General features: G+C 65.3%; 18 protein-coding genes. 7 read left to right on the top strand and 11 right to left on the bottom strand.

Translation table 11 applies throughout. The features are described from left to right. Positions 1-73 precede the first annotated feature (73 nt). From QU595_RS15425 to QU595_RS15415, 3 genes are read left to right on the top strand one after another with little or no spacing between them, the layout of a single operon-like run. Positions 74-2923 (top strand): molybdopterin oxidoreductase family protein, encoded by a 2850-nt coding sequence (locus QU595_RS15425; protein ID WP_315923439.1) that lies wholly within the window; start codon positions 74-76, stop codon positions 2921-2923. Positions 2924-2963: 40 nt separating this feature from the next. Continuing rightward, positions 2964-3728: a 4Fe-4S dicluster domain-containing protein gene (locus QU595_RS15420; RefSeq protein ID WP_315923437.1), complete on the top strand. Its 765-nt coding sequence runs from the start codon at positions 2964-2966 to the stop codon at positions 3726-3728. 4 nt (positions 3729-3732) lie between these two features. Beyond that, positions 3733-4656: a dimethyl sulfoxide reductase anchor subunit family protein gene (locus QU595_RS15415; RefSeq protein ID WP_315923435.1), complete on the top strand. Its 924-nt coding sequence runs from the start codon at positions 3733-3735 to the stop codon at positions 4654-4656. 6 nt (positions 4657-4662) lie between these two features. On the opposite strand, the gene QU595_RS15410 is transcribed toward QU595_RS15415, so the two are convergent. The 6 genes from QU595_RS15410 to QU595_RS15385 form a co-directional block, all read right to left on the bottom strand. Further along, a complete protein-coding gene (locus tag QU595_RS15410; protein WP_410000517.1) occupies positions 4663-5622 on the bottom strand; it encodes a lipid A biosynthesis lauroyl acyltransferase in 960 nt (319 codons plus the stop codon). A 30-nt stretch (positions 5623-5652) separates the two neighbouring features. After that, a complete protein-coding gene (locus QU595_RS15405) occupies positions 5653-6681 on the bottom strand; it encodes a zinc-binding dehydrogenase (protein ID WP_315923431.1) in 1029 nt (342 codons plus the stop codon). A gap of 73 nt (positions 6682-6754) precedes the next feature. After that, positions 6755-8026, bottom strand: a complete 1272-nt coding sequence (locus QU595_RS15400) for a beta-ketoacyl-ACP synthase (protein WP_315923429.1) — start codon at positions 8024-8026, stop codon at positions 6755-6757. A gap of 9 nt (positions 8027-8035) precedes the next feature. Further along, positions 8036-9241 (bottom strand): beta-ketoacyl-ACP synthase, encoded by a 1206-nt coding sequence (locus QU595_RS15395; protein ID WP_315923427.1) that lies wholly within the window; start codon positions 9239-9241, stop codon positions 8036-8038. A 66-nt stretch (positions 9242-9307) separates the two neighbouring features. Next, positions 9308-9589, bottom strand: a complete 282-nt coding sequence (locus tag QU595_RS15390) for an acyl carrier protein (RefSeq protein WP_136353303.1) — start codon at positions 9587-9589, stop codon at positions 9308-9310. A gap of 131 nt (positions 9590-9720) precedes the next feature. Then, positions 9721-10266 (bottom strand): histidine phosphatase family protein, encoded by a 546-nt coding sequence (locus QU595_RS15385; protein WP_315923423.1) that lies wholly within the window; start codon positions 10264-10266, stop codon positions 9721-9723. A 291-nt stretch (positions 10267-10557) separates the two neighbouring features. On the opposite strand from QU595_RS15385, the gene QU595_RS15380 reads away from it, so the two are divergent. Continuing rightward, positions 10558-12015, top strand: a complete 1458-nt coding sequence (locus QU595_RS15380) for an NAD-dependent succinate-semialdehyde dehydrogenase (RefSeq protein ID WP_315923421.1) — start codon at positions 10558-10560, stop codon at positions 12013-12015. A 146-nt stretch (positions 12016-12161) separates the two neighbouring features. Continuing rightward, positions 12162-13187, top strand: coding sequence for an aldose epimerase family protein (locus QU595_RS15375; protein WP_315923419.1), 1026 nt, complete (start codon positions 12162-12164; stop codon positions 13185-13187). Between the two features lie 23 nt (positions 13188-13210). Here the strand turns inward: QU595_RS15375 and QU595_RS15370 are convergent, their stop codons facing one another. Continuing rightward, positions 13211-14131 (bottom strand): sugar kinase, encoded by a 921-nt coding sequence (locus tag QU595_RS15370; RefSeq protein ID WP_315923417.1) that lies wholly within the window; start codon positions 14129-14131, stop codon positions 13211-13213. A 149-nt stretch (positions 14132-14280) separates the two neighbouring features. Here QU595_RS15370 and QU595_RS15365 point away from each other — a divergent pair, with 149 nt between their 5' ends. Next, positions 14281-14721, top strand: a complete 441-nt coding sequence (locus QU595_RS15365; RefSeq protein WP_315923415.1) for a FixH family protein — start codon at positions 14281-14283, stop codon at positions 14719-14721. A 47-nt stretch (positions 14722-14768) separates the two neighbouring features. Here QU595_RS15365 and QU595_RS15360 read toward each other — a convergent pair whose 3' ends face one another. Then, positions 14769-15929: an alpha/beta hydrolase gene (locus tag QU595_RS15360; protein WP_315923413.1), complete on the bottom strand. Its 1161-nt coding sequence runs from the start codon at positions 15927-15929 to the stop codon at positions 14769-14771. An 83-nt stretch (positions 15930-16012) separates the two neighbouring features. Beyond that, positions 16013-17092, bottom strand: coding sequence for an alpha/beta hydrolase (locus tag QU595_RS15355; RefSeq protein WP_410000516.1), 1080 nt, complete (start codon positions 17090-17092; stop codon positions 16013-16015). 212 nt (positions 17093-17304) lie between these two features. On the opposite strand from QU595_RS15355, the gene ilvA reads away from it, so the two are divergent. Beyond that, complete coding sequence (gene ilvA, locus QU595_RS15350) at positions 17305-18561, top strand: threonine ammonia-lyase IlvA (protein WP_315923410.1); 1257 nt, start codon at positions 17305-17307, stop codon at positions 18559-18561. Between the two features lie 33 nt (positions 18562-18594). Here ilvA and QU595_RS15345 read toward each other — a convergent pair whose 3' ends face one another. Continuing rightward, entirely contained in the window at positions 18595-18882 is a 288-nt protein-coding gene (locus QU595_RS15345; protein ID WP_315923408.1) for a DUF2218 domain-containing protein, read from the bottom strand. A gap of 16 nt (positions 18883-18898) precedes the next feature. Continuing rightward, positions 18899-19339, bottom strand: coding sequence for a VOC family protein (locus tag QU595_RS15340; RefSeq protein ID WP_315923406.1), 441 nt, complete (start codon positions 19337-19339; stop codon positions 18899-18901). Between the last annotated feature and the right edge of the window lie 59 nt (positions 19340-19398).

The raw sequence follows: 19398 nt of genomic DNA, 5'->3' as shown, positions 1-19398 counted from the left end.
CGGCAAACCCGAAGTTCGGGCATTTCTTTTCCATCGGCGCCCCGCTAGGACTCGTGATCGAGGAGCAATGCCGATGAGATCCAGGGAGCGTGTCGCGCTTTCAAGGCCGGTCGCCGACGAGGTGCGCAAGACCACCTGCTACATGTGCGCATGCCGCTGCGGCATCAACGTGCACATCAAGGACGGCAAGATCCGCTACATCGAGGGCAACCGCGACCATCCGGTGAACAAGGGGGTGCTGTGCGCGAAAGGCTCGGCCGGAATCATGCAGCATTATGCGCCGGCAAGGCTGCGGGCGCCGCTGAAGCGCGTCGGCCCGCGCGGCTCGGGCGAGTTCCAGGAAATCTCGTGGGACGAAGCGCTTTCCCTTGCCACCGAATGGCTCGGGAAGGTGAGGCGGGACGATCCTAAAAAGCTCGCTTTCTTCACCGGGCGCGACCAGTCGCAATCGCTCACCGGCTTCTGGGCGCAGCAATACGGCACGCCCAACTATGCCGCGCATGGCGGCTTCTGCTCGGTCAACATGGCTGCCGCCGGCATCATGACCATAGGCGGCGCCTTCTGGGAGTTCGGCGCGCCAGACTGGGACCGCACGAAGCTGTTCGTCCTGTTCGGCGTGGCGGAGGACCACGATTCCAATCCGATCAAGATCGGCATCTCCAAACTGAAGAAGAACGGCGCGCGATTCGTCTCGGTCAATCCGGTGCGCACCGGTTATTCGGCGGTAGCCGACAACTGGATCGGCATCCGGCCCGGCACGGACGGGCTGCTCATTCTCGCCGTGGTGCACGAGCTGCTGAAAGCCAGGAAGATCGATGTCGATTATCTGGTGCGCTACACCAACGCCACATGGCTGGTGATCGACGCGCCAGGAACCGTCGATCACGGCCTGTTCGCGCGCGACGGCGATGGCAAGCCGCTGGTGCACGAGACGGTGACGGAGCGCATCCTGCCGGCCGGCAGCAAGGGCGCGCGGGCCGCGCTTTCCGGCCGCGTGCAGCTCGACGACGGGCGCTTCGCCGTGCCGTCGTTCCAGCTCCTGGCCGAGAAATATCTCGACGGGAAATATGCGCCCGAGGCCGTCGCAAAGGAAACCGGCATCGCGGCGGAGACGATCCGGGGACTGGCGGCGGAGATCGCCCGCGTGGCGTTCGAGGAGGAGATCTTCATCGAGCAGCCCTGGACCGACGTGAACGGCCAGCGCCATCAGGGCTATGTCGGGCGGCCGGTGTCGTTCCACGCCATGCGCGGCCTGTCGGCTCATTCCAACGGCTTCCAGACGACGCGTGCGCTGCACATGCTGCAGGTGCTGATCGGCGCCATCGACTGTCCGGGCGGTTTCCGTTTCGAGCCACCCTATCCGAAGCCGATCTCGGCGCATCCGACGCCGCATGGCAGGGCCGAGCATTTCGGTTCCAACAAGCCGCTTTCGGGGCCGCATCTCGGCTTTCCGCGTGGCCCTGAAGACCTTTTGATCGACGAGGAGGGACGGCCGAACCGCATCGACAAGGCGTTTTCCTGGGATGCGCCCATTGCCGCGCACGGCATGATGCACATGGTGATCGCCAACGCCCATGCCGGCGATCCGTATCCTGTCGACGTGCTTTTCCTCTACATGGCCAACATGGCGTGGAATTCGTCCATGAACACGGCCGGTGTCATCAAGATGCTTGAGGACAAGGACGAGAAGACCGGCGAATACCGCATTCCCAAGATCATCTATGCGGACGCCTATGCGTCCGAAATGGTCGCCTATGCCGACCTGGTGCTGCCGGACACCACCTATCTGGAGCGCTACGACTGCATTTCGCTGCTGGACCGGCCGATTTCCGAGCCCGACGCGGTGCAGGACGCCATCCGCTGGCCGGTGCTGGAACCCGATCGCGACGTGCGCGGTTTCCAGACGGTGATGCTGGACCTCGGCGCGCGGCTCGGGCTGCCCGGCTTCGCCGACAATCACGGCAAGGCGCTCTACAAGAATTACGCCGACTATATCGTGCGGCACGAGCGGCGGCCGGGCATCGGGCCGCTCGCCGGGTTCCGCGGTCTGAACGGCGACCGGACAGGCCGGGGCGCCGCCAATCCCGATCAGTTGAAGCGCTACATCGAGAACGGCTCGTTCTTCTCGGCCCATATTCCCATGGAGGCGCAATTCTTCAAGCACGCCAACCAGGCCTATCAGGATTTCGCCGTGCGCATGGGCTTCTTCGATACGCCGCAGCCGGTGACCTTCCAGCTCTATCAGGAAACGTTGCAGAAATTCCGGCTGTCGGCGGAGGGGCTGCGCGAGCCGAAAGCTCCCGAAACGCATCGCCAGCGCATCCTCGATGCTTTCGACCCGCTGCCGGACTGGTATCGCCCGCTCGGCGAGGCCCTGCTGGACCGCAACGAATATCCCTATCACGCCATCACGCAGCGGCCGGCCGCCATGTACCATTCATGGGGCTCCATGAACGCGTGGTTGAGGCAGATCCATACGCGCAACCCGCTCTATGTGCCGGGCCCGATCTGCGACGAGCTCGGCCTGAAGGACGGCGACTGGGTGTGGGTGATCTCGCATCACGGACGCATCAAGGTGGAGGCCGCGCGCATGGAAGCCGTCAACGGCTCGACCATCTGGACCTGGAACGCCATCGGCAAGCGCGAGGGCGCCTGGGCGCTGAACACGAATGTGCCGGAAGCCAGAAAAGGCTTTCTGATGAACCATCTGATCCATGAACTTCTACCGCCGCAGGCGGACGGGATGCGCTGGTCGAACTCCGATCCGGTGACCGGGCAGGCGGCATGGTACGATCTGCGCGTGCGCATCGAGAGGGCGGAAAAGGGCGACAACGTCATCGAGCCGCTTTTCCCGCCGGTCGCGCAACCGGAGCCGGAGCCGCATCCGGAGCAGCTTCGCTACGGACAGGAGTGGGCGCAATGAGTCCGGCTGCGCGGCGCTCGGCGTCTTGGGAGTCGTCCAAATGACCAGTCTGCCTTCCCTGCCGACCCCGAAGAAGATGGGCCTCGTCATAGACCTCGACGTCTGCGTGGGCTGCCACGCCTGCGTGGTCAATTGCAAGGAGTGGAACACCGGCGGCTACGGCGCGGCGCTATCGGACCAGCATCCTTATGATGCGGATGTCTCCGGTACATGGCTCAACCGGGTGCATGCCTTCGAGGTGGTGCCGGAAGGCGGCGAGGTGGTCGGGGAGGCGGGCGAAGCGCGCATCGTGCACTTCCCGAAATCCTGCCTGCATTGCGAGGACGCGCCCTGCGTGACCGCTTGCCCGACCGGCGCGTCCTACAAGCGCGCCGAGGACGGCATCGTGCTGGTCGACGAGGACATGTGCATCGGCTGTGGCCTGTGCGCCTGGTCATGTCCCTATGGCGCGCGCGAGATGGATCTGGCAGCGGGCGTCATGAAGAAATGCACGCTCTGCATCGACCGCATCTACAACGAGACCCTGAACCAGATCGACCGCCAGCCGGCCTGCGTGCGCACCTGTCCCGCCAATGCGCGCCATTTCGGCGATCTCGCCGATCCGAACTCGGTGGTCTCGATCATGGTGGCGCAACGCGGCGGCATGGACCTGATGCCGGAGCAGGGTACGCGACCGGTCAACAAATATCTGCCGCCTCGGGCACGCAAGCCGCTCGCGGCCAGCGCGGGCGCGGCGGCCCAGGAAGACACCTCCGGAGCGACCGGCTTCTTCGCCTGGCTCGACGGCATGTTGGATCGCATCTGAATTCATGCACCCCGCACTTTCCATCATCGCCTTCACCACTTTGTCAGGCCTCGGCTACGGCCTCGCAGCCATATTGGGCCTCGGCGTGCTCGGCCCGTCGGCCATCTCTTCAAAGGTGGCCTGGGTTCTCGCCCTGGCGCTGATCGGCGGCGGGCTTCTGGCTTCGACCGCGCATCTCGGCAACCCGCAGCGCGCCTGGCGCGCGCTGTCACAGTGGCGTTCGAGCTGGCTGTCACGCGAGGGCGTCATGGCGATCCTCACCTTCCTGCCGCTGCTGGTCTCGGCGTGGGGCACGGTGATCCTGAGCCGCTATTTCCCCGTGGCCGGCGTCATCGGGGCCGCGCTTTGCCTGGTCACGGTCTACTGCACGTCGATGATCTACGCGTCGCTCAAATCCATTGATGCCTGGCATACGCCGCTGACATCGCTCTGCTATCTGCTGTTTTCGGTTGCGGGCGGCCTGACGGCCGCCTGCTTCTTCGCCTTGTGCAGCGGCAGCGCGGCGCGGGGCCTTCTGCTGGCAGCACTGGTCGCGCTGGTCGCGGCCTGGGTGGCCAAAAGGTCGTGGCGGCAGAGAATGCAGACGCTCAAGCCGCTGTCGTCGCCCGAAACGGCTACCGGGCTCGGGGCGATCGGCAAGGTGCGGCTGTTCGAACGCCCGCACATGACCGAGAACTACCTGACGCGCGAAATGGGCTTTCGCGTCGCGCGCAAGCACGCGGCCAAGCTCTGGCTGATCGCGCTGGTGGCCGGTGGCGCGGTGCCGGGGCTGATCCTGCTGGTGCTTGCCATCGCCGGGAACGGCGGCACGGCTGCCGCCATCGCGGCGGCGATCGCCCTGCTGCTCCATGTTCTTGGCGTGCTGGTCGAACGATGGCTGTTCTTCGCCGAAGCCCGCCATTCGGTGATGAATTATTACGGCGGATGAAACGGATCAGTGGCGCGACGGCAGCTTGCGGGGACGGCCGCTGATCTGCCAGCGCTTATGGAACCACATCCACTGGCCGGGATCCTCGCGCATCCAGCGCTCGACCACGTCCGCCAGCATCTGGGTCGTGGCCGCGACATCGACATTGCCTCTCGGGCCGCGCGGCAGGTCGAGTTTCTCCTCGATCTCCAGCCGGAAGCGGTTGCCCGGCAGGCGTACGCAACGGGCGGGATAAACGTCGCAATCGAATTGCCGCGCCAGCATGCCGAGCACCGGATTGCTCTGGCATTTACGGCCGAAGAAAGTGGTTTCCACGCCGCGGGTGAACTTCTGGTCCACCAGCACGCCGATATTGCCGCCGTTCTCCAGCACCGAGGCCAGCGCGAATGAGGCGCCTGTGTGGGACGGCAGCAGGCCGCCCATGTTGGAGCGGCGCGTGGAGAGGATATAGTCGGCGAGATAGGGGTTGTTGGGCGGACGGAACAGCGCCGTGATCTTCATGCCGAATGTGGCGGCGGCCACCGGCAGCAGCTCGAAATTGCCGAGGTGCCCGGTGAAGACGATATGCGGCCGGTCCTCGCCGGCGATGCGCTCGAAGCGCTCGATGCTGGCGTCCGAGACCTCGACGCGGCCGTGCACGGTCGCCTTGGGATCATAGTCGAAAAGCTGGTCGAGGAAGATGTATTCGGCGGCGAGGCGGGCCATGTTGCCCCACATGTCCGAGGCGATCGCCTTGATCTCGTCCTCGCTCTTTTCGGGATAGGCCTGGCGAAGATTGTCGAGCGCGACGCGGTTGCGGCTCACCAGCGGGCCGATGCGGCGCGCGACGCGATCGGCGAAGTTGAGCGCGCTATCGGGCGGCAGGAGGCGCAGCAGTGCCATGGCGCCCATGGCGATCCTGGCGACGAGCCAATAGTTCAGCTTGCGCAGGCGAAGGGCGAAATCGTACCGGAACGTCCTGCCCAGCTTGGTCAAGGGGCCGCCGCGCAACGCGCTTCAACCGACGTTGAGGATGATCTTGCCGAAGACGTCGCGGCCTTCCATGCGCTTCAGCGCCGCGTCGATGCCGTCGAAATCGACTTCAGTGTCGATGACCGGTGCTACCTGCCCGGCCGCCATCTTCTGCATGGCGTTCGCCATGTTCTCCATGCGGCAGCCGAAGGAGCCGAGCAGCTTCAACTGCTGCTGGAAGAGCTGCATCAGGTTCATCTGGGTGGAAACGCCGCTGGTCGAGCCGCAGGTGACCAAACGGCCGCCGCGCTTCAGCGACAGCATGGAGCCGGCCCATGTGTCGGCGCCGACATGCTCGAACACCACGTCCACGCCCTTCTTCTTCGTCAGCTTGCGCACGACGCCCTCGAAGCGGTCCTCGCGGTAGTTGATGACGTGGTCGGCGCCGAGCGCCTTCGCCTTCTCGATCTTGTCGTTCGAACCCACGGTGGTGATGACCGTGCAGCCCATCTTCTTCGCAAGCTGTATTGCCGCCGAACCGATGCCGGAGCCGCCGGCATGGACAAGGATCGTCTCGCCGGGCTCGAGCCTGGCGTTGTCGAACAGCATGTGTTCGACCGTGCCGAAGGTGACGGGAGCGACCGCCGCGCCGATGGCGCTCACGCCGGGAGGAGCGGGCACGAGCAGCCGTGCCGGCAGGTTGATCTTCTCCTGCGCGAAGCCGTCGAGGTGGAAACCGTGCACGCCCGAGACATGCTCGCAGAGGTTGTCGCGACCTTCGCGACAGGCGCGGCAGAGCCCGCAGGTGCGCGCGCCGTAGATGGAGACGAGCTGGCCGGGCAAAAGGTTCGATACGCCGGGGCCGACCGTCTCGACCTCGCCGGAAGCCTCCGCGCCCACGGTGAGCGGCAGCTTGCGCTTGGCGAACGCCATGCCGCGCCAGCCCCAGACGTCGATGTGGTTGAGCGCGACGGCCTTGATCTTCAGCGTCACCTCACCCTGGCCCGGTGCCGGCGGCGGCGCGATGTCGACCGTCTCGAGGCGGCGGTCTTCAATGAGTTGCAATGCGCGCATTGAGCCACGCTCCATCGAATAATCGACGGGCGGTCAGAACCGCCCGCGTGCAATTGATTTCAGTGGCCGTCGCTTAAACAGGTTCCCGCGCCATGACAAGGCAGGTGTTCTGGCCGCCGAAGCCGAAGGAGTTGGACAGCACCGTGCCCACCTTGGCCTCGCGCTTCACGTTCGGCACCACGTCCAGCGCGATGGCCGGATCGGGATTGTCGTAGTTGATCGTCGGCGGGATGACGCCTTCGCGCATGGTCATCAGCGAGAAGGCGGCCTCGATGGCTCCGGCCGCCGACAGCGTGTGGCCGATCATCGACTTGTTGGACGAAATCGGGATGCGGCTGATGCGCTCGCCGAAGACGGTGGACAGCGACAGATGCTCCATCTTGTCGTTTTCCGGCGTCGAGGTGCCGTGCGCGTTGACATAGTCGATCTCGTCTTCGCTCAGGCCCGCATCCTCCAGCGCGGCCTTGACCGCGCCGATGGCAGGCGAGCCGTCCGGCTTGGAGCGGGTGCGGTGGAAGTCGTCGGCCTTCTCGCCGCAGCCGCGCAGGATGCCCAGCACGGTGGCGCCGCGCGCCAGCGCGCTTTCAAGTGATTCCAGTACCAGCGCGGCAGAGCCCTCGGCCAGGACGAAACCGTCGCGGTCCTTGGAGAAGGGTTTCGACGCCTTTTCCGGGGCGTCATTGTTGGTGGAAAGGGCAGAAAGCAGCGAGAAGCGGATCAGCGCCTCGGCCGTGGCCGAACCGTCCGCGCCGATGGAGAGCGCGCGGTCGCACTCGCCCCGGCGGATCGCCTCGACGCCGAGCTGGATCGCGGTGGCGCCGGACGCGCAGGCGGTGGAAAGCGTGATCGGCAGGCCGGTCGTGCCGAAACGGTCGGCAAGCCGGTCGGCGATGAAGCCGAACTGCGAGGTGTCGAACATGTCGAGGGCGTTCTGGCTGCGGGCGACTTCGAGCAGGCGCGCGGAAGCATCCGCATTGTCGCCGCCCTTGTAGAGGGCGAGGCGGTCGTGCCAGTCGAGTTCGACCGGCGGCGAGGCCAGGAACAGCGGCCCGCCGAATTCCTCGACATCGAGCCCGGATTCCTCGACGGCCTCCAGCGCGGCCGTCTCGGCCAGCTCGTAGGTCAGCGCGCTGGCCCCCTTGCTGCTGGACGGCAGGAAATCGACCATGCCGGAAATGCGTGTATTCAGGTGCTCGACCGGGAAGCGGGTGATCGGGTGGATGCCCGACTTGCCGGCCGTCAGCGCCGCCCAGTTCTCGGCCTTGCCCTTGCCCAGAGAGGTGACGACGCCGATGCCGGTGACGGCGACGACGGGCCTGCCCAGATGATCCTTCAGCTTGGTCATTTCGACACCTCAGTCGGCGGCGCCGACCAGCGCCATGCCCTCGAATTGGTGATAGCCGATCGCCGTTGCCAGAACTTTTTGCGGGACGCCCTCGAAAGCGCGTTCGGTTTCCGCATCGAAGGCCGGGTAGGGCGCCTTGTTGGCGACGGCCAGCGCGGCCAGCGCCACCGCGAACGGGAATTGCGCTTCCTTGAGGTGGCCGGTGAGCGTGGCGAAGGCGCGCGGGGCCAGACCGGGCCGGGCATCGAGCGCCGCCTTTTCCGCCTTCGTCGCGACATGGCCGCCGGAAGCGCCGGAAATCGTCAGCAGCTCGCCTGCCGGCAGGCCGGCCGATTCCAGCAGCGCCGCAATGTTGGCATCCAGTTCGCCGCGCGTGCGGCGCGCGCGTCCAGAGGACACGGGACCGAGCTCGGCATAGATTTTCCTGCCGCGTTTCTGCGCGTGCTGGCGCTGCTCCAGCACGAGGAACGCCGCTCCCGATCCGGAAACCACGCCGCCGCCCCGCGCGCCCTGCCTTTGCCAGACGGGCTTCCAGCCATCGCGATGAAGATAGCCGCCCAGTTCGTAGCCGAGCAGCATGTCGGGGTGCTCGGTCTGGAACGCGCCGCCTACCAGCATGTGGGTGGACTGGCCGGAACGGATGCGCGCAGCGGCCGTCTCGACGGCCGCGACGCCCGCGCCTTCCTCGCCCATGAAGGTGCGCGACGAGCCGGTGACCTTGTGAACGATGGAGATGTTGCCGGCGAGCAGGTTGGAGAGCTGCGCCAGGAAAAGCGTCGGCCGCAGTTCGGTGGTGAGCTTCTCGTTCAGCAGGACGTCGAAATCGTCGCGGCTTGCGGAGGCGGCGAGAATGGCGTTGTCCACGGCGACATCGCGCTCGCCGCCGCCGGCGGCGACCACCATGTCCATGCTGGCGCACAGCGCCTCGTCGCCCTTGATGCCGGCATCGTCCAGCGCGAGCCCGGCCGTGTAGGTGCCGAGCCTCTGCCAGGTCTCCATCTGGCGCTGGTCGCCGCGCTTGGCGATCTGCAGGTTCCAGTCGATCTCGGGCAGCGGATGCACGACGTAGGGCGAAAAGCGCTCGGCGTCGAACACCGGCTCGGGAACGGGCGCGGTCAGCTTGTGCCAATGCGCGGCGGGGCCTTCTCCCAGCGAGGAGACAAGGCCGATACCGGTGATGACGACGTCTTGGGAACTGGTCTTCGGGGAGGTCATGGCGGCTTTGTGGGGCAGCGGGCGCCGCCCGTCAAGCGCGCAGCGGCGGAGCGGGGAAGCCCTCGCTCAGGCGTTCTTCGCGGCGACCAGACCGTCAATCTTGGCGCACAGATTCTTCATGACGAAATATTCGTCGGTCGAGGCCTTGCCGTCGTTGACTTCCTGCGTCCACTTCTCCAGCGGCACCTTGATGCCGAATTCCTTGTCGATGGCGAAGACGATGTCGAGGAAGTCGAGGCTGTCGATGCCCAGATCGTCGATGGTGTGGCTTTCGGGCGTAATCGTGTCGATGTCGATCTCGCTGGTGTCCGCGATGATCTTGGCGACTTTTTCGAACGTGGTGGCCAAGGTTTCTTCCTTCGATTGCAGGCGGTTCGGTCTGAATATGTTTTGCGCTGTCTATTCGGTTTTTCCGAACAGGAAAAGGCCGAATCTGGGATGTCCGGGGTCGGTTCGCGGGCTGAGTGGCACGCAGGTGCCTAGAATACGATACGTCCAAGCACGCGCAGCGCGTCTCCTTCGAAGCCCACGATCACCGCCTCGCCCTCGCGCGGCGAAACGCCCGTCAGTTCCTTTATATCTTCCAGATGCGTGACCATGACGAGGTTGTCGGAGCCGGAGAAGGCGCGGATTTCGGCAAGGATGGCCGCGGCCTGCGCAGTCATGGCCGCCTCGTTGTCCGGCGGGTCGAGCGGCGCGAACGGTTCCGGCTCCGCCTCGAAGGCGATGCGGGCGGTGTCCAGGCAGCGGCAATAGCGGCTGGACAGCACGCGCTCTATCGGCGCGGCGCGGGCGGCGAACAGCGCGCCGATCTTGCGGGCCTGCTGCTTGCCCCTGTCCGACAGATTGCGCTGGGTGGCGCATTTGGCGATGTCGAAATTGGCCGGCTCGCTCGTTCCGGTGATGGCGGCATGGCGCAGCAGCACGACGTGGCCGCCATTGCGCAAGAGGGCCCAGCCCGCCTCGGTTGCGGCGGCCGGCGCCAGCGCCAGAAGCAGGAACAGCAACGATATCGCTATGCGCATTCATCTTTCCCAAGCGGTTCGCCCGGTATAGGGACGGTAAAGCCGCGCGAAACACAAGCCGCGCCGCTCGACGGCGATTGCGGCCGCTGGACCATAAGCTCATGGCTCAAGGTGATTGATCCAGATGCCGGCGCCGGGTAAGAGGTGGCGCGCTTGCGGGGAAGGCCATATATTGGTGGCAATATCGCGCAAACATCCAGTGTGCACCGCACCAGCAGGCCGTGACCTGCCGGTCATGAAGAATTTCAGAGAACCGATGCGTTGCGGCGCGTCGGACGAAAGGCGAGAATAATGCTGCAGAAATCCAGCCATTTCATGCGTCAGGCCAACCTCATCAACGGTGAGTGGATCCAGGCCGATTCGGGCAAGACCATCGACGTCACCAATCCCGCCAACGGGCTGAAGATCGGCACCGTGCCGTCCTGCGGCGCGGCCGAAACCCGCCGGGCCATCGAAGCCGCGCAGGAGGCTTTCCTTTCCTTCCGCAAGACGTCCGCGCTGGAGCGCTCCAAGCTGCTGCGCAAGCTCCACGACGCGATCATGGACAATCAGGACGCGCTGGCCGAACTGCTCACCATCGAGCAGGGCAAGTCGCTGGCCGAGTCACGCGGCGAAATCGGCTCTTCCGCCGCCTATGTGCTGTGGTTCGCCGAAGAGGGCCGCCGCGCCTATGGCGACGTGGTGCCTTCGCCGTGGGCCGACCGCCGCATCCTCGTCACCAAGGAGGCGGTGGGCGTCATCGCCGCCATCACGCCCTGGAACTTCCCGTCCTCGATGCTGGCCCGCAAGCTCGGCCCGGCACTCGCCGCCGGCTGCACCGCGGTCGTCAAGCCGGCCATCCAGACGCCTTATTCGGCGCTGGCCTGGGGCGCGCTGGCCGAGGAAGTCGGCTTCCCCAAGGGCGTGGTCAACATCGTCACCGGCCCGGCGAGCGAGATCGGCGACGAGCTGTGCTACAACCCGCTGGTCAAGAAGATCACCTTCACCGGCTCCACGCCGGTCGGCAAGATGCTGATCGAGAAGTCCGCCAAGACGGTCAAGAAGGTGTCGATGGAACTCGGCGGCAACGCGCCGTTCATCGTCTTCGACGACGCCGATCTCGACCGCGCGGTCGAGGGCGCCATCACCGCCAAGTTCCGCAATTCGGGCCAGACCTGCGTGTGCACCAACCGCTTCTTCGTGCAGGCCGGCATCTATGACAAGTTCGTCGAGAAGCTGGCGGCCGCGACCGCCAGGCTGAAGGTCGGTTCCGGCCTCGACGACGGTGTCCAGCAGGGGCCGCTGATCGACGAGAAGGCCGCCAGGAAGACCGAGGAATTCGTGGCTGACGCCACGTCCAGGGGCGGCAAGGTCGTCACCGGCGGCAAGCGCCATGCCTTGGGCGGCTCGTTCTTCGAGCCGACCGTCATCAGCGGCGCCACTCCCGACATGATGTTCATGAAGGAGGAGATCTTCGGCCCGGTCGCGCCCGTCTTCAGGTTCGAGACCGAGGAGCAGGCGATCGCGCTGGCCAACGACACCGAATACGGCCTGGCCTGCTACTTCTACACAGGCGACCTCGGCCGTGCCTTCCGTGTGATGGAAGGTCTGAAATACGGCATGGTCGGCGTGAACGAAGGTCTCATCACCACCCCGGAAGCGCCGTTCGGCGGCGTCAAGGAATCCGGTCTCGGCCGTGAGGGCGGGCACCAGGGCATCGAGGACTATCTCGACACCAAATATGTCTGCATCGGCGGCCTCGGCCTCTGATACCGGCAGGATGTGATTGATTGCAGGGCGGCGTCATCGAACGGTGACGCCGCCCTTTCTTTTCGTCCGCGGCGGGGATTTATTCGCGCCGCCGCATCGCACTTTGTGCGCCGATGCTTTAGCCTTGATGCAGGCAGCGATGGACGATGCGCATGAAGGACGGCGAGCTCTTCGGCACGACGCGGGCGGGCGCGGCGATCCGCCGCTTCACGATTCAGGGCGGCGGCCTCACGGCCAGCATCATCGACTGGGGTGCGATCGTCCAGGACCTGCGGCTGGCGGGGCACGATGAACCGCTGGTGCTCGGGTACGACCGTTTCGAGCCGTATGAGACCGACACCGCCTATATGGGCGCGCTGGTCGGCCGCTGCGCGAACCGTATCAGGGGCGGCCAGTTCACGCTGGCCGGCAACAGATACCAGACCGAGCGCAATTTCCTTGGCAAGCATACGCTTCATGGCGGTTCGCACGGGTTCAACAGCCGGCAGTGGGACGTTTCACTGCACGGGCGGGATTTCGTCACGCTTTCCCTGCATGATCCGGCCAACGCCATGGGCTTTCCCGGCGCGCTGGACGTGACCTGCACCTATCGGCTCAAGATTCCCGGCACGCTGAGCGTCGAGCTCAGCGCGACCAGCGAGGACGCCACGGTCTGCAACCTGACCCAGCATTCCTATTTCAACCTGGACAATGGCGGCACGGGCGACGTTCTCGACCATCGGGTGGCCGTCATGGCCGGCGCGTATCTTCCCGTCGACGCGGAGTCGATCCCGACCGGCGTCGTCCAGCCGGTGGACGGCACGCCGTTCGATTTTCGCCAGGCGCGCCCGCTTCGCCAACCGGGCGAGGGCGGCCAGTTCCCCTATGACAACAATTTCTGCCTGGCCCCGACGCGCGGACCGCTGCACCAGGCCGCCTGGGTGCAAGGCTCGGTTTCGGGCGTGGAAATGGAACTGTGGACGACCGAGCCCGGCGTTCAGTTCTATATCGGACAGCATATCGCTTCCAGGGCGCCGGGCCTTGGCGGGCGCGCGTACCGGGCGTTTTCGGGCCTCTGCCTCGAACCCCAGACATGGCCCGACGCTCCGAACCACCCCTATTTCCCGCAGGCGACGCTGTGGCCCGGCAACGTCTACCATCACGTGACGGAATACCGGTTCAGGCTGCCCTAGATCGTTTCGGAAACGGCGGAACTCTAACCGGCGAAGGCCTTCTGCAGCACGTCGAAGGGGGCAAGTGCGCCACGAACCTGCACCACCGCGGCCGCGACCCGGTGCGCACGCAACGCCGCCTCCTGCGGAGGGTATCCGGCCAGCCGGGCGGCCAGATAGCCGCCGTTGAAGGAATCGCCCGCACCCGTGGTGTCGACGGGAGAAGCGACATGGATGGCCGGTATTTCCTCGAACCGGGAATCGGCGGCCGCCAGCGCGGGCGCTTCGCCGTTCTTCACCACGACCTCGCCCACCGTGCAGGCCAATCTCTCGGCGGTCTCCTGCGGGCTGGCGTCGCCATAGAGCGCCTGCTCGTCGGGGAAGGTAGGCAGGGCGATGTCGGTCACGGCCAAAGCGGCGGCGATGGCGGCCTGCGCCGTCGCCTTGTCCTGCCACAGCCGCGGCCTGTAGTTGGGATCGAAGGCAATCAGGCTGCCGGCCCGGCGCGCAGCCGACACGCAGTCGACGAGCGTCTTGCGGCTGCCGTCGTCCAGAATTGCCAGCGTGATTCCGGAAAAATAGACAAGCGCCTGATTTTCAAGGCTCTTCATCAGCGCCGCGCGGTCGGAGGCGAGCTGGCGTGCGGCCGAATCCGCCCGCCAGTAGGTAAACGAACGCTCGGCGCCTGTCAGCGTGATGGCGTAGAGGCCAGGCCGCGCGCCGGGAATGACCGGACTAGCGCCGATGCCGATGCCGTGCTTGCCGAAGAAATCGATCTGGTTGCGCGAAAACGGGTCGTCACCGAAGGCCGAAACATAGGTCGCCGGCCGGTCGCGCGAGAGTGCCGAAAGCGCCCACAAGGTGTTGAACGTGTCGCCGGCGACGCCCATGTGCCATTCCGTGCCGCCACGGCCGGACAGCTCCAGCATGCATTCGCCGATCGACGCAATTCCGTTCGCGGTCATGGAGGCTCCTCTATTTTGGCTGCTGTAGCTCTTTAGCTGCATGGACGCCACGTTTTCGAGCGTAGATTCTTTGATTTCGGCGTCCTATATGCCGATCGAAGATATGACCTGCCTGTCGGCGCGTTCATTCGAGCGGAAAGGATTGTGCGTTGACGGCATTCTGGCGGTATCTGCTGCTCACGCTGGGGCTCGCGGGTGCGCTCGCCGTGGCGTTCGGCGTAATCTATCTGGCTGCGCTGCGGCACAGCGGCCTGGATCTTTCCCGTTCGAAGGCCACGGCCGCCGGCGTTTTCGTCGTGTCCATCGCTCCCGAAAGCGCCGTCGTCCAGCAGGGCCAGGCGCAGAACTGGTTGCTCACGCTCAAGACGGCAGCCGGCGCTCCTGTCGAGAATGCCGCCATCGACGTTTCCGGCGGAATGCCGCAGACCAACCAGGCGCTGCCGACCAGCCCGCAGGTCACGGATTATCTCGGCAGCGGGCGTTATCTCGTTCAGGGCGTCAAATTCTCGCAGCCCGGGTGGTGGCAACTGCGCGTGGGCATTTCGGCCGCGGCGGGGTCCGACACGGTCGTCTTCAACATCGTCCTCTAGTCTGGTGGGGAGTTTTCCGGAAGTCCCCCGCTTCCGGGCGAGAGGCTCTAGCCGCCGCCCGTTGCGATCGTCAGCACCTTGAACGGCGTGGTGATGACGATCTCGGCCACCGAACCGACGGTCTGGCCGATGCCCTTGCCCAGCGTATCGATCGGCTGCGCGTCGATCTGGTCGTCGCCCAGCCCGGCGGGCAGGCGCAGGCGGTCGCCCAGCAGCCCCACCAGGAAGGGATTGTTGGCAAACTTGGCGTGGTTGAGCTGGTCGGCGCCCCGGGTCTGGCTGAGGTCGGCCACGGTCACGCCGTAACTGGCGAGGTCCGCCGCATCGCTGTAGTCGCCCACGCGGGGCTTGGCGCCCGAAATGAAGCTCGAAACCTGCAATGCGCGGTCGTCGTTCGAAAGCAGCACGGTGAAGGGCCGGTCGGGCTTGCCGTAGCGCATCATCTGCTTCTTGAAGACGTCCACGTCGATGTCGGGCGAAGCCAGCACCACATTGCCCAGCTTGCCGCCAAGGTCGCGATTTCCCTCTATGGCGAGCTGGCGCAGCGCTTCCATCGTGACCCAGGTGCCCATGGAATGGGCGATGATGTCGATGCTTTTGGCGCGCGTCTTCGACAGCATCTTGAGCGTGGCCTCGAGATCGTCGCGAGCCGCGTTGGCGCTTTCCTTGTCGTAGATGTAACCGGTGGTGCGGCCGGCCGAGGCCCAGGAAAACAGCAACGGGGTTCCCGGATAGCCGGTATCGTGGACGATCTGGGTGATGCGGTAGACGCCGTCGTCGAAACCGTTGTTGAAGCCGTGCACGAAGACCAGAACGCGGTCGCCACGCCTGGTTATGTCGGCGCCGATGGCCTTGGCGAACACCTGCGCATCCCGATAGTAGGCCACGCGCGCCGCGGCGAAGTCCTTGGCCGGGTCGCTTGGAGCCCGCCCCTTGGCACGCTCGATGCTGCCCACCTTGTGGGTCTTGGGCACGGTCATGTCGACACGCGCATAGCTGGTGGTCAGCGAGCGGTCGCCGCCGAACACCTGGCGGGGATCGGTGGCCGCCTTCTTGCGTGTCGTGGCCACGAATATCTCATGGGTGGCGGCGATGGCGGAAGCCGGCGCGTCGATGGCGGTGCGGTTCAGCAGGTCGTGCGTGCTCGAACCGGCGCAGCCTCCAAGAACCAGCGCGAGGGCGACGACATACAAGGCCTTCGAGCGCATCAGCCCGCTCCCAAATCCCGGCGCCACACAACGCCTGGTTTCCGCATAGAGCGAAATTCGGCCACCGTCCAGCGGCCGGCATCTTACATGAGGCCGGCCTTTATCTGCTGGTTCAGGGCGTTGATGCGATCCGTGACGGCGCGGTCGCTGGCAAAGCCGTCGTCGATGCGAAGGCGCTGGCCAAGCTCGCGCACCAGCGCCGGATTGTCCGCGAACTTGGTGTGGTTGAAGCTGTCGGATCCCTTGGCGGTGCTGAGATCGACCACGCTGACGCCGTAGTCGGCAAGATCGGACGCGTTGCGATAGTCGCCGACCCGTGGCCGGGAGCCGGCAAGCAGGCCGGAGATCTTGAGGGCGCGGTCGTCGTCGGAGAGCAACAGGATGAACGGCTTGCTCGGCTTGCCGTAGCGGCGCATCTGGCTCTTGAACACGTCCACGTCGATGTCGGGCGAAGCCAGCACCACGTCCCCCAGCTTGCCGCCGAGGTCGCGGTCGCCGGTGATCGCGATCTGGCGCAGGGTCTCCATCGTCACCCAGGTGCCCATGGAATGCGCCACGATGTCGATGCGGCGCGCACCGGTCTGCGCCAGCATCCTGAGCGTCACTTCGAGCTGGTCGCGGGCGGCGCTGGCGCTTTCCTTGTCGTAGACATAGCCGGTGGTGGACCCGCCCGACGCCCAAGAAAACAGAACGGGTGTGCCGGGATAGCCGGAATCGTGGACAATCTGGCTGAGGCGGTAGACTGCGCTGTCGAACGAGGTGTTGTAACCATGCACGAACACCATGACACGGCCGCCTCGCGCTGCGATGTCGGCGTTCAGGGCAGTCTGGAATTTCGGTCCGGTGTCGTAGCCGACCGCTTCGGAAGCCATGAAATATCTGGACGGGTCGTCCGACTTGCCACGGCTCTTGCGTTCGATCTGGCCGGTCTGGTGGACCTTCGGCACGGTGACGTTGACGCGGGCGAAGTTGAGGGTCGCGGAACGTTCTCCGTCGAACACCTTGGTCGGATCGTCGGAACGCTTGCGCGTGGTTGCGATGAAGATCGAATGGTTGCCGGCGATGTCGTTCACAGAGGCCGTGACGAGGGCGCTGCCCAGCAACTCCTCCGGCTTGTGGCTGGCACAGCTCGATATGAAGGCCGCCAGGGCCACAAGGAACAACGGTTTGAAACGCACTTTGAATCCTCGAAATTCATGCTGCGCGACAAGGGTCGCTTGCCCTGCGCGCAACCGCCTTGCCACAAAGCAACTGCGGCGGAAGTAAGTCAAAGCTCGTGAAAAGCCGGCCTTCGACGCCATCGGCATTTGCAACTGTTGCACGAAAGCCAAAATGACGGCAGGAACCGCGGGCAAGCAACAGGAGACCTGCCGCCATGACCAGTTTCGCCGAACGGGTATCGGCCGCCGCGGAGGCGGTGCGTTCGTTGTTTCCCGAGACGCCGCTGCAGGAAAACGCCTACCTGTCGAGGAAATTCGGGGCGAAGGTGCTGCTCAAGCGCGAAGACCTGACGCCGGTGCGCTCCTACAAGATCAGGGGCGCCTTCAACTTCTTCCGCAAGGCTCTGGCCGCCGGCAACAGCGCGGAACTGTTCGTCTGCGCCTCGGCGGGCAACCACGCCCAGGGCTTCGCCTATGTCTGCCGGCATTTCGGCAAGCGCGGCGTGGTCTTCATGCCGGTGACGACGCCGCAGCAGAAGATCGACAAGACGCGGCTTTTCGGCGGCGAGTTCGTCGAGATCAGGCTGGTCGGCGATTTCTTCGACGATTGCTACCGGGCCGCCTATGAATTCACGGAGACGAGCGGCGCGCATATGGTGCCGCCCTTCGACCACAAGGATATCATCGAGGGGCAGGCGACGGTCGCCTTCGAGATCGCGGCGCAGATGCCGGGCGGGCGCATGCCGGACCTCGTCGCGCTGCCGATAGGCGGCGGCGGCCTGGCGGCGGGGGTGACCCACTATTTCGAGGGCCTGCGAGCGGAAACCCGCTTCCTGTTCTGCGAGCCGGCCGGCGCGCCGAGCCTGAAGGAGAGCCTTGCCGAGGGTCGGCGGGTCAAGCTGCCGAAGGTCGACAATTTCGTCGACGGCGCGGCGGTGGCCGAGATCGGCCGCGAGCCGTTCAGGCACCTGAAGGAATATCCGGCCGACACGGTGCGGCTGGTGCCGGAAAATCGCCTGTGCGCCACCATGATCGAGATGCTGAACGTGGAGGGCGTGGTGCTGGAGCCTGCCGGCGCCCTGGCCATCGATGCGCTGAAGGATTTTTCGCGCAAGGACCTTAGGGGCCGCACCGTCGTCGCGGTGGTGTCGGGCGGTAATTTCGATTTCGAGCGCCTGCCGGACGTCAAGGAGCGGGCCCTGCGCTTCGAGGGTTTGAAAAAATATTTCATCATCCGCTTTCCGCAGAGGCCGGGTGCGCTGCGCGACTTCCTCGAGATGCTCGGACCGGACGACGACATCGCCCGCTTCGAATATCTGAAAAAGTCGGCGCGCAATTTCGGTTCGGTGCTGATCGGCATCGAGACCAAGGACCGCCGCAATTTCGAGCTGCTGAAGGCGAATTTCGACGCCGAGGGCGTGCAATATCAGGACATCACCGACAACGAGACGCTGGCGGGCTTCATCATCTGAGGATCAAGGCGGGCCCCTGAGCCCTCGATCGGCTCAGCTTGCCGGCGTCCAGTCGAACGTCAGTTCCTCGCGGAAGGCAAAGCGCCTGATGTGGTCCTCCACCACCTTCTCAAGCTGTGCCAGCGTGGCGGTGTCTTCCGCCGTCACGTCGATGTGGAGTTGGCTGGCGTCGGCGCCCAGGACCGTTCGGCCGAGCGAGAGGTCGATGGAGCCGCGATGCGCATCGAACTCGACCGGAAACTTGTGCGCCCAATGCTTGCAGAGCTGCTGGAGATAGCGGCTGGCGTTCTCGGTGCTGACGTCGGCCCGGCTGCCCGGCATGGTCTTTCTCCAGTCTCTACCAGCTTCCGGTGTTGGCCATCGAAGCCCACGGCTCGGCAGGCTCCTTGGAGCCATCCTTCTGCAGCAGCTCGATCGAGATGCCGTCCGGCGAGCGCACGAAAGCCATATGACCGTCACGCGGCGGGCGGTTGATGGTGACGCCGCCGTCCATCAGCTTCTGGCAGAGCGCATAGATGTCGTCGACCTCATAGGCGAGGTGGCCGAAATTGCGCCCGCCCTTGTAATCCTCGGGATCCCAATTGTAGGTCAGCTCGACCAATGGCGCCTTTTCGGAGATGCCCGCCCGTTCGTCTCCGGGCGCGGCCAGGAAGACGAGCGTGTAGCGGCCCTTCTCGTTGTCCATGCGGTGCACTTCCTTCAACCCGAGCTTGTTGCAGTAGAAGTCGAGCGAGGCGTCGAGATCGGCGACGCGGACCATGGTGTGCAGGTAGCGCATTGGAGTTCTCCGTCAGGGCGTTGCGGGGAACATAGGGGCGGGCGCCCTCGGCGACAAGC

The sequence above is a fragment of the Mesorhizobium sp. SP-1A genome, assembly GCF_032460275.1.
Classification (GTDB): domain Bacteria; phylum Pseudomonadota; class Alphaproteobacteria; order Rhizobiales; family Rhizobiaceae; genus Mesorhizobium.
The sequence above is the reverse complement of the archived record's forward strand: the minus strand, read 5'-3'. Positions and strand labels throughout refer to the sequence as shown.

What these genes read in the sequence shown, in the direction of transcription:
- QU595_RS15425 (WP_315923439.1), top strand. Translation starts at nt 74, where the DNA reads ATGAGATCCAGGGAGCGTGTCGCGCTTTCAAGGCCGGTCGCCGACGAG.
- QU595_RS15420 (WP_315923437.1), top strand. Translation starts at nt 2,964, where the DNA reads ATGACCAGTCTGCCTTCCCTGCCGACCCCGAAGAAGATGGGCCTCGTC.
- QU595_RS15415 (WP_315923435.1), top strand. Translation starts at nt 3,733, where the DNA reads ATGCACCCCGCACTTTCCATCATCGCCTTCACCACTTTGTCAGGCCTC.
- QU595_RS15405 (WP_315923431.1), bottom strand. Translation starts at nt 6,681, where the DNA reads ATGCGCGCATTGCAACTCATTGAAGACCGCCGCCTCGAGACGGTCGAC.
- QU595_RS15400 (WP_315923429.1), bottom strand. Translation starts at nt 8,026, where the DNA reads ATGACCAAGCTGAAGGATCATCTGGGCAGGCCCGTCGTCGCCGTCACC.
- QU595_RS15395 (WP_315923427.1), bottom strand. Translation starts at nt 9,241, where the DNA reads ATGACCTCCCCGAAGACCAGTTCCCAAGACGTCGTCATCACCGGTATC.
- QU595_RS15385 (WP_315923423.1), bottom strand. Translation starts at nt 10,266, where the DNA reads ATGCGCATAGCGATATCGTTGCTGTTCCTGCTTCTGGCGCTGGCGCCG.
- QU595_RS15380 (WP_315923421.1), top strand. Translation starts at nt 10,558, where the DNA reads ATGCTGCAGAAATCCAGCCATTTCATGCGTCAGGCCAACCTCATCAAC.
- QU595_RS15375 (WP_315923419.1), top strand. Translation starts at nt 12,162, where the DNA reads ATGCGCATGAAGGACGGCGAGCTCTTCGGCACGACGCGGGCGGGCGCG.
- QU595_RS15370 (WP_315923417.1), bottom strand. Translation starts at nt 14,131, where the DNA reads ATGACCGCGAACGGAATTGCGTCGATCGGCGAATGCATGCTGGAGCTG.
- QU595_RS15360 (WP_315923413.1), bottom strand. Translation starts at nt 15,929, where the DNA reads ATGCGCTCGAAGGCCTTGTATGTCGTCGCCCTCGCGCTGGTTCTTGGA.
- ilvA (WP_315923410.1), top strand. Translation starts at nt 17,305, where the DNA reads ATGACCAGTTTCGCCGAACGGGTATCGGCCGCCGCGGAGGCGGTGCGT.
- QU595_RS15345 (WP_315923408.1), bottom strand. Translation starts at nt 18,882, where the DNA reads ATGCCGGGCAGCCGGGCCGACGTCAGCACCGAGAACGCCAGCCGCTAT.
- QU595_RS15340 (WP_315923406.1), bottom strand. Translation starts at nt 19,339, where the DNA reads ATGCGCTACCTGCACACCATGGTCCGCGTCGCCGATCTCGACGCCTCG.